Origin of the sequence: Microbacterium sp. (assembly GCF_039812165.1) — a bacterium.
Classification (GTDB): Bacteria; Actinomycetota; Actinomycetes; order Actinomycetales; family Microbacteriaceae; genus Microbacterium.
Window position 1 is genome coordinate 1 of record NZ_JBDIAB010000122.1, and the last position, 8,999, is coordinate 8,999.

Sequence of the window (8,999 nt, forward strand, 5' to 3'; positions counted from 1 at the left end):
GCCCTCGGCGGCCTCCGCGGGCGCGTCGGCGGCGGGCGCCTCGGCGGCGGCGGGCGCCTCGGCCGGCGTCTCGGCGGCCGCGGCGGCGGCGCCGCTGCTCTTCGCGCGGCGCGGCGCGCGCTTGCGCGGCGCGGTGACGACCGGGGCCTCCTCCGCGGGCGCGGACGTCTCGGCGGGGGCGGCGTCGGCGGCCGGAGCGGCGGGCTCCTGGGCCGCGGCCTCCTCGACCGGGGCCTCCTGGGCCGGAGCCTCGGCGGGCGTCGGCTGTTCGGCGGGCGCCTCGACGGACGCGGCGGCCTCGACCTGCTCGGCAGCCTCGGCGGGCGCCTCCTCGGCGGCGGCCTCGTCGACCGGGGCCTCCTCGACGGGCGCGTCCTCGACGGGCTCCTCGGCGGGCGTCTCGTCGGCCGGGGCGGCGGCCTCGACGACGACGTCGGTCTGGGTCTGGGGGTGGCCCTCTTCGCTCTCGATGTCAGAGGCGTCGACGGTCTGGGTGTCGGAGATGGACTCCACGAGTTCTCCCTTGCAACAGATGGATGTGACAGCACCGCGGCGCGGTCCACGAGGGGACGCCGTGCTCCCGCGCGCTGGTCGCGTCCGGATAGGACGAAAGACGCTGAGCGAGGGGCTATGCGGTGGTTCGCAGAATTGCGACGGAGGCCAGATTCACGTTGATCACGTGGAACCCTCCGTATACTCCCTCACTGTAGCACCCTTGAAATCGACGGCCAGCATGAGGGCTTCCCACGGAGTGTCGGCGACGGATGCCGCGACCTCGGCGGCTCCCAGGCGACGTCCCGGTCCGTCGGCGAGCACGAGCACGCTCGGCCCCGCACCGGAGACGACCGCCGCGTAGCCGCGCGCGCGGAGCGCGCGGACGAGCCGGTCCGTCTCGGGCATCGCCTGCGCCCGATACGACTGGTGCAGCTTGTCCTCGGTGGCGGCGAGCAGCAGCTCGGGGCTCTGGGTCAGCGCGGCGATGAGGAGCGCGGAGCGTGACACGTTGAACACCGCGTCCTCGCGCGTGACCTGCAGCGGCGCGAGCTCGCGCGCGGCGCTCGTCGACATCGTGAACTCGGGCACGAACACGAGCGGCGAGACGCCGCGGTGCACGAGCAGCTTCTTGTGACGCGGGCCGTCCTCATCCATCCACGCGATCGTCAGGCCGCCGAACAGCGCCGGCGCGACGTTGTCGGGGTGACCCTCCAGCTCGGTGGCCAGGCGCAGCAGCGCCTCGGGCCCGAGCTCGACGTCGCCGGCGAGCAGGCCCTTCGCGGCGAGGAGGCCGGCCACCACGGCGGCGCCGGAGGAGCCGAGGCCGCGCCCGTGCGGGATGACGTTGCGGGCCGCGAGGTGCACGCCCGGCATCTTGCGGCTGCACGCCTCGTACGCGTACGCCATCGCGCGCACGACGAGGTGCGAGGCGTCCTTCGGCACGGCGTCCGCGCCCTCGCCCACGACGGAGATCTCCACGCGGCGGTCGGGCAGGGTCGTGACGGTGAGCTCGTCGTACACGCTCAGCGCGAGCCCGAGCGTGTCGAATCCCGGCCCCAGGTTGGCGCTCGTCGCGGGCACGCGCACCGCGACGGTGCGCCCCCCGTCGTGCGTCACTCGCTCGCCTGGACGGGCGCGAGGTCGAGGAGCGAGGCCACCTCGCTCGTCGACGCGTCGACGACGGTGGGCTCGACGGTCGAGCCGTCGGCGTTGCGCAGCGCCCACTGGGGGTCCTTGAGGCCGTGGCCGGTGACCGTCAGCACGACGCGCGACCCGGCCGGCACGACGCCCGCCTCGGCGCGCTCGAGCAGGCCCGCGACGCTGATCGCCGAGGCGGGCTCGACGAACACGCCCACGGTGGCGGCGAGGAGCTTCTGGGCCGCGAGGATGCGGGTGTCGTCGATCGCGCCGAACCAGCCGTTCGTGGCATCCCGCGCCTGCAGCGCGAGGTCCCACGAGGCGGGGTTGCCGATGCGGATCGCGGTGGCGACCGTCTCGGGCTCCTTCACGACCTCGCCGCGGACGATGGGTGCCGACCCCTCGGCCTGGAAGCCGAACATGCGGGGCACGCGCGTGGCGGCGCCGCGGGCGGCCTCCTCGCCGTAGCCGCGCGAGTACGCGGTGTAGTTGCCGGCGTTGCCGACCGGGATGAAGTGGAAGTCGGGGGCGTCGCCGAGCTGGCTGACGATCTCGTACGCGGCGGTCTTCTGGCCCTCGATGCGGTCGGGGTTGACCGAGTTGACCAGGTGCACCGGGTAGTTCTCGGCCAGCTCGCGCGCGATCTCGAGGCAGTCGTCGAAGTTGCCGCGCACCTGGATGAGGCGCCCGTCGTGGGCGACGGCCTGGCTGAGCTTGCCCATCGCGATCTTGCCCTCGGGCACGAGCACAGCGGCGGTGATTCCCGCGTGCGCCGCGTATGCGGCCGCCGACGCGGAGGTGTTGCCCGTGGAGGCGCAGATGACCGCCTTCGCGCCGTGCTCGACCGCGCGCGAGAGCGCGACCGTCATGCCGCGGTCCTTGAACGAGCCGGTGGGGTTCATGCCCTCGAACTTGACCCAGACGTCCGCGCCGGTCAGCTGCGAGATCGACCGCGCCGGGATCAGCGGCGTGCCGCCCTCGCCCAGGGTCACGACCGTCGAGGCGTCGGTCACGCCGAGCCGGTCGGCGAACTCGCGCATCACTCCGCGCCATACATGTGCCATGTCAGTCTCCTTCCACCCGCAGGACCGAGACGACGCGTCGTACGACGCCGCTCGCTCCGAGCCGGTCAACCGTGTCGCTCAGATCCTGCTCCCGAGCGGTGTGCGTTCCGATGATGATCCGTGCGCGGCCCGCCGTGTCGGCATCCGCTCCCGCCGGGTCGGCCGGCAGGATCGTCTGCTCGACGGTCGCGATCGACACGCGTCCCTCGCTCAGGATGCCGGCGACGGTCGCCAGCACGCCGGGACGGTCGTCCACGTCGAGCGAGATCTGGTAGCGGGTCGTGACGTGCCCGATGGGCGCCGCGGGCAGGTTCGCCCGCGTGGACTCCCCCACCCCGACGCCGCCGGCGATGTGGCGGCGCGCCGCCGAGACGACGTCGCCGAGCACGGCCGACGCGGTCTGCACGCCGCCGGCGCCGGCGCCGTAGAACATGAGGTCGCCCGCGGCCTCGGCCTGCACGAACACCGCGTTGTTCGCGCCGTGCACGCTCGCGAGCGGGTGCTCGCGCGGCACGAGCGCCGGGTAGACGCGCACCGAGATCGCCTCGCCGGTGGGCGAGACGTCGGTCTCGCCGGTGAGCCGCTCGCACACCGCGAGCAGCTTGATGACGTAGCCGGCGTGGCGTGCGGCATCCATCGTGGTCTTGTCGATCGCCGTGATGCCCTCGCGGTGCACGGCCTCGAGCGGCACCGCGGTGTGGAACGCGAGGCTCGCGAGGATCGCGGCCTTCTGCGCCGCGTCGTAGCCCTCGACGTCGCTCGTCGGATCGGCCTCGGCGTAGCCGAGCGCCTGCGCGTCGGCGAGGACCTCGGCGAAGCCGGAGCCCTCGCGATCCATGCGGTCGAGGATGTAGTTGGTCGTCCCGTTGACGATGCCCATGATCCGCTGCACGCGGTCGCCGGCGAGCGAGTCGCGCAGCGGCCGGATGATCGGGATCGCGCCGGCGGCGGCGGCCTCGTAGTAGACGGACGCCCCGACCTGGTCGGCCGCGTCGAACAGCTCGGACCCGTGCGAGGCCAGCAGCGCCTTGTTGCCGGTGACGACGTCGGCACCGGAGTTGAGCGCCTGCAGGATGCGGGTGCGCGCCGGCTCGATGCCGCCCATCAGCTCGATGACGATGTCGGCGCCGACGATGAGCGCGTCGGCGTCGGTCGTCAGGAGCTCGCGCGGCAGGTCGGTGTCGCGCGGGGCGTCGACGTCGCGCACGGCGATGCCGACGAGGTCGAGCGCGGCGCCGGCGCGGTCGGCCAGCTCGTCGCCGTGCTTGAGCAGGAGCGCGGCGACCTGCGACCCGACGGATCCGGCGCCCAGCAGTGCCACGCGGAGGCGGCGGTAGTCGATCATGCGTTGTCCTCGGTCGGGATGCCGGCGTCGCGCGCCAGCAGATCGGGGATGGTCTCACCGCGCACGATCACGCGCGCGGCGCCGTCCGCGACGGCCACGACGGGCGGCCGCGGGACGTAGTTGTAGTTGTTCGACAGCGAGAAGCAGTACGCGCCGGTGGCGGGGACGGCGACGAGGTCGCCGGGGGCGACGTCGCCGGGCAGGTAGTCGGCGTCGACGACGACGTCGCCCGACTCGCAGTGGCGTCCGACGACGCGCACGAGCGCGGGCTCGGCGTGCGAGGCGCGCGAGGCGAGGCGCACCGAGTAGTCCGCACCGTACAGGGCGGGTCGCGCGTTGTCGCTCATGCCGCCGTCGACGCTCACGTAGACGCGCTCGAGCTCGTCCGACACGCGGACCGGCTTGACCGTGCCGACCTCGTAGAGGGTCACGCCGGCCTGGCCGACGATCGTGCGTCCGGGCTCGAAGGCGAGGTTCGGCACGGGGATGCCGCGCACCTCGCACTCGCGCGCGACGGCGCCGGCGATGCCCGCGGCGAGCTCCTCGATGGGCGTCGGGTCGTCGACGGACGTGTAGGCGATGCCGAAGCCGCCGCCGAGGTTCAGCACCGGCACGTCGCCGCCGGCGAGGAGCTCGGCGTGCAGCTCCACGACGCGCGCCGCGGACTCCTCGAAGCCGGCGGTGCCGAAGATCTGCGAGCCGATGTGGCAGTGCAGGCCCACGAACCGCAGCGACGGGAGCTCGCGGATGCGGGCGACCACGGCCGCGGCATCCGTCAGCGCGAAGCCGAACTTCTGGTCCTCGTGCGCCGTCGCGAGGAAGTCGTGCGTCTCGGCGTGCACGCCGCTGTTGACCCGCACGAGCACGTCCTGCACGACGTCGCGGCGCTCGGCGACGACGGCGAGCCGTTCCAGCTCGATGGTGCTGTCGAGGACGATCGAGCCGACGCCGGCGTCGACGGCCTGCTCGAGCTCGGCGACGGACTTGTTGTTGCCGTGCACGCCGATGCGGGCGGGATCCGCGCCCGCGGCGAGCACCACGGCGAGCTCTCCCCCGGTGGCGACGTCGACCGCGAGCCCCTCGGCGGTCACCCAGCGGACGATCTCGGTCGACAGGAACGCCTTGCCCGCGTAGTACACGCGCGCCTGCACGCCGTGCTCGGCGGCGGCGGCGCGGAAGGCCGCGAGGACACGGCGCGCGCGGGCGCGCACGGCCTGCTCGTCGAGGACGTACAGCGGGGTGCCGAACCGCTCGCGCAGCGCGGTCGCCGGCACGCCGCCGATCGAGACGACGCCGTGCGCGTCGCGTGCCGCCGACGGCGGCCACACCGCGGCGTCGAGGGCGTTCGCGTCACCCGGCACCACGAGCCAGTCGGGCACGAGCGGACGAGCGGAGGACACGGGTGGTAACCAATCGGCGGAAAGTCGGGGCCTGCGGCGCTTTCGGGGCCCGGGCAGTCTTCAAAGTCTAGGACACCGCGCGGCAGGTGCCCTTCTCCTGCAGCGCGGGGTCGCTGACGATCCCGCCGTCGATCGCGACCGCGGCGCGCACGACGCCCTGCGCGACGGAGACGTCGGTCAGCGTCACCCCCGCCGGCAGGTACGCCGCGACGCACACGCGCCAGTCGCGCAGCACCGCGGCGGCCACCGGGCCGAGCTGCTGCACGACCGCGGTCGCCGGCACCTCTGCGCCGCCGATGCTCACCGTCCACGGCGTCAGGACCAGGTCGCCCTCCTGCGCGCTCGGCGTCAGGGAGACCCCCACCGGCACGGAGAAGCCGAACAGGCTCAGGTCGAAGACCACCGACAGGTTCGGCGGGGTGAGCGAGACGGTGTCCGACGGCATCCCGTCGATCGTCTTCAGGAGCGCCCGCAGCTGCTTCTCGGTCAGGGTGAGCTCGGCGGTGGCCGACGTCACGTCGGCGGTGCCGCGCGTGGGCACGCCCGTCGCGTGCACGACGACGTCGCCGGTGATCTCGCCGAGCGTCACGTCGTCGGACGAGATGGTCAGCTCGTCGAGCCGGCCCACGATGAGCTGCGGGAGCACCTGGCCGGGGATCTCGACGTCGACGACCTGGTCGGCCGGGAGCGCGAGGTGCTGCACGACCTGGTCGCGCACGATGCCCGTCACGATGCCGCGCGCGAGCTGCTCGCCGAGGAGCCACGCGCACACGGCGAGCACGCCGACGACGAGCAGCGCGACGAGCCAGCGGAGCCCTCGGCGCCCGCGCCGGGCGCGCGAGGCCGGGTTCGCGGCGATCCACTGGGCCGCGGGGTCGGGCAGCGGCTGCGTCGGCCGCGTGTCGCCGCTCATGTCACATCCGTTCCGGGGCGCTCACGCCGAGGAGGCGCAGGCCGTTGCGCAGCACCTGGCCGGTCGCGTCGTTGAGCCACAGGCGCGTGCGGTGCAGGTCGGTGACCGGGTCGTCGCCGAGCGGCGTGACGCGGCATGCGTCGTACCAGCGGTGGTAGAGCCCCGCGAGCTCCTCCAGGTAGCGGGCGACGCGGTGGGGCTCGCGCACCTCCGCGGCGAACGCCACGACGCGCGGGAACTCCTGCAGGGCGCCGAGGAGCGCCGACTCGGTCTCGTGGTCGAGCAGCTCGGGGGCGAACGCGCTGCGGTCGACGCCCGCCGCCACGGCGTTGCGGGCCACGTTGTGCGTGCGCGCGTGCGCGTACTGGACGTAGAACACCGGGTTGTCGTTCGTGCGCCGCTGCAGCACGTCGAGGTCGACGTCGAGGTTCGAGTCGGTCGAGCTGCGCGTGAGCGCGTAGCGCGCGGCATCCGTCCCGACGATCTCGACGAGATCCTCGAGCGTCACGACGGTGCCGGCGCGCTTGGACATGCGCACCGGCTGGCCGTCCTTGACGAGGTTGACCATCTGGCCGATGAGGATCTGCAGGTTCACGTTCGGCTCGTCGCCGAACGCCGCGCACATCGCCATGAGGCGCTTGACGTACCCGTGGTGGTCGGCGCCGAGCATGATGATGCAGCGGTTGAAGCCGCGCTCGCGCTTGTCGAGGTAGTAGGCGAGGTCGCCGGAGATGTAGGCGGGCTGCCCGTCGGACTTGATGACGACGCGGTCCTTGTCGTCGCCGAACGCGGTCGTGTCCAGCCACGTCGCGCCGTCGCGCTCGACGATGTGGCCGAGCTCGCGCAGCCGCGCGACCGCGCGCTCGACCGCGCCGGAGTCGTGCAGGTCGTTCTCGTGGAAGTAGACGTCGAAGTCGACGCCGAACTCGTGCAGGCTCTGCTTGATCTCGTCGAACATGAACCCGACGCCGAGCTCGCGGAACGCCTCCTGCTTCGCATCGGCGTCGAGGGCGTCGAGGTCGCCCCGGTAGGCGAGCGCGACGCGGCGAGCGATGTCGGCGATGTAGCCGCCGCCGTAGCCGTCCTCGGGCGTGGGGAGGCCCTCGTGCGCGGCGACGAGGCTGCGCGCGAAGCGGTCGATCTGCGCGCCGTGGTCGTTGAAGTAGTACTCGCGCGTCACGTGCGCGCCCTGGCTCGCGAGGATGCGGGCGAGCGCGTCGCCGACCGCCGCCCACCGCGTGCCGCCGAGGTGGATCGGCCCCGTCGGGTTGGCGCTCACGAACTCGAGGTTGATCACCTCGTCGGCGCGGCTGTCGTTGGTGCCGAACGCCGCGCCCGCCTCGACGATCGTCTTCGCGAGCGCGCCGGCGGACGCGGCATCCAGACGGATGTTGATGAACCCGGGGCCGGCGACGTCGACGGATGCCACGCCCGGCGTCTCGGCGAGCGCCGCCGCGATCTCGGCGGCGAACTCGCGGGGGTTCGCGCCGACGGCCTTGCTGAGCTTGAGCGCCGCGTTCGACGCCCAGTCGCCGTGGTCGCGGTTGCGCGGACGCTCGAGGGCGAAGTCGGCGGCCGTGAGCCCGGCGCCCGCGCCGGGGCGGCGCGCCTCGGCGAGCGGGGTCACGACGGCGAGGAGGACTTCGGAGAGGGCGTCAGGAGTCATAGCCGAACCAGTCTACGTTTCGCCGCCGGGGACGCCCCGCGGCGGGGGCGGCGGATCAGGACAGCTGGACGAGCTGCGTGTAGTCGTCGGCGGGGGCGGATGCCGTGGCGTCCGGCTCGGCGGCGGAGGCCGTCGCGGCATCCGCGGTCGCGGGTCCGGCGTCGCCGGCGGCCGTCGCGCCTGCCCCGCCCGCGGCATCGGCCGCCACGCCTGCTCCGGCCGGGTCGGAGACGGCGACGGCGTCGACGCGCATCGCCGAGAGGCCCACGTAGCCGCCGTGGTAGCTGAGGAAGGCGCAGTCAGCGGCATCCCGGCCCGTCGCGATGCGCACGAGCGACCGGCGGTCCGACAGCCGCGTGGCGTCGATGACGTGCCACGCGCCGTCGAGGTACGCCTCGGCGACGGCGTGGAAGTCCATCGGCTGCAGGCCCGGCGCGTAGCACGCGGCGTAGCGGGCGGGCACGTCCATGGCGCGCAGCAGCGCGATCACGACGTGCGCGTAGTCGCGGCACACCCCCTGGCCGGTCATGAGGGTCGTGACGGCCGAGTCGGTGCCCTGGCTGAGCCCCGGCGTGTAGGTCGTGCTCGTGGCGACGAACTCGTCGACGGCCTTGATGAGCTCGGCGCCCTGGAGCCCGCCGAACTGGCGCCGCGCCTGCGCGAACACCTCGTCGGACTGGCAGTAGCGGCTCGGCCGCAGGTAGGTGATCGCCTCGAGGTCGCTCGTGGAGCGCGCCGGGATCCGCGGCCCGACGACGGCCTCGTAGCGGACCTCGAGCAGCCCCGCCTCGCCGGTGAACCGGTGCAGGCGGGTGCCGGACTGGTCGACGATCTCGGTCGGCGTGTAGACGCGCCCGCCCTGCGTGAACGTGAGCTCCTCGTGCACGAGCGGGACGTGCTGGGCCGCCGTGATCTGGAAGATGAGGTCGACCGACGACCCCAGTTCCAGGTCGAGGTCGGCGGTGACGGAGCGCAGCAC

Annotated in this window: 8 protein-coding genes; all 8 read right to left on the bottom strand. The window is 73.7% G+C overall.

The annotated features are described in order from the left end of the window. Positions 1-513 (bottom strand): hypothetical protein (locus WML84_RS10110; RefSeq protein WP_347346018.1); only part of this gene is annotated, 513 nt, incomplete at its 3' end. Positions 514-675: 162 nt separating this feature from the next. Then, positions 676-1,611: a homoserine kinase gene (gene thrB, locus WML84_RS10115; RefSeq protein ID WP_347346019.1), complete on the bottom strand. Its 936-nt coding sequence runs from the start codon at positions 1,609-1,611 to the stop codon at positions 676-678. Then, positions 1,608-2,696: a threonine synthase gene (gene thrC / locus WML84_RS10120; protein WP_347346020.1), complete on the bottom strand. Its 1,089-nt coding sequence runs from the start codon at positions 2,694-2,696 to the stop codon at positions 1,608-1,610. The genes thrB and thrC overlap by 4 nt, the downstream gene beginning before the upstream one ends. 1 nt (position 2,697) lies before the next feature. Further along, entirely contained in the window at positions 2,698-4,041 is a 1,344-nt protein-coding gene (locus tag WML84_RS10125) for a homoserine dehydrogenase (RefSeq protein ID WP_347346021.1), read from the bottom strand. Next, positions 4,038-5,441 carry a diaminopimelate decarboxylase gene (gene lysA, locus WML84_RS10130; protein ID WP_347346022.1) on the bottom strand — a complete coding sequence of 468 codons (1,404 nt, stop codon included), beginning with the start codon at positions 5,439-5,441 and terminating at the stop codon, positions 4,038-4,040. Before lysA ends, WML84_RS10125 begins: the two co-directional genes overlap by 4 nt. A gap of 67 nt (positions 5,442-5,508) precedes the next feature. Next, the gene (locus WML84_RS10135) at positions 5,509-6,354 is read right to left on the bottom strand and encodes a DUF2993 domain-containing protein (RefSeq protein WP_347346023.1); all 846 of its coding nucleotides are present in this window, start codon (positions 6,352-6,354) and stop codon (positions 5,509-5,511) included. Between the two features lies 1 nt (position 6,355). After that, positions 6,356-8,020 (bottom strand): arginine--tRNA ligase, encoded by a 1,665-nt coding sequence (argS, locus tag WML84_RS10140; RefSeq protein ID WP_347346024.1) that lies wholly within the window; start codon positions 8,018-8,020, stop codon positions 6,356-6,358. A 55-nt stretch (positions 8,021-8,075) separates the two neighbouring features. Beyond that, a partial coding sequence (locus tag WML84_RS10145; protein ID WP_347346025.1) for a transglutaminase family protein occupies positions 8,076-8,999 on the bottom strand: 924 nt, incomplete at its 5' end.

Excerpts from the sequence above, each read along its gene's own strand:
- thrC (WP_347346020.1), bottom strand. The coding sequence starts at position 2,696 with ATGGCACATGTATGGCGCGGAGTGATGCGCGAGTTCGCCGACCGGCTC.
- WML84_RS10125 (WP_347346021.1), bottom strand. The coding sequence starts at position 4,041 with ATGATCGACTACCGCCGCCTCCGCGTGGCACTGCTGGGCGCCGGATCC.
- WML84_RS10135 (WP_347346023.1), bottom strand. The coding sequence starts at position 6,354 with ATGAGCGGCGACACGCGGCCGACGCAGCCGCTGCCCGACCCCGCGGCC.
- argS (WP_347346024.1), bottom strand. The coding sequence starts at position 8,020 with ATGACTCCTGACGCCCTCTCCGAAGTCCTCCTCGCCGTCGTGACCCCG.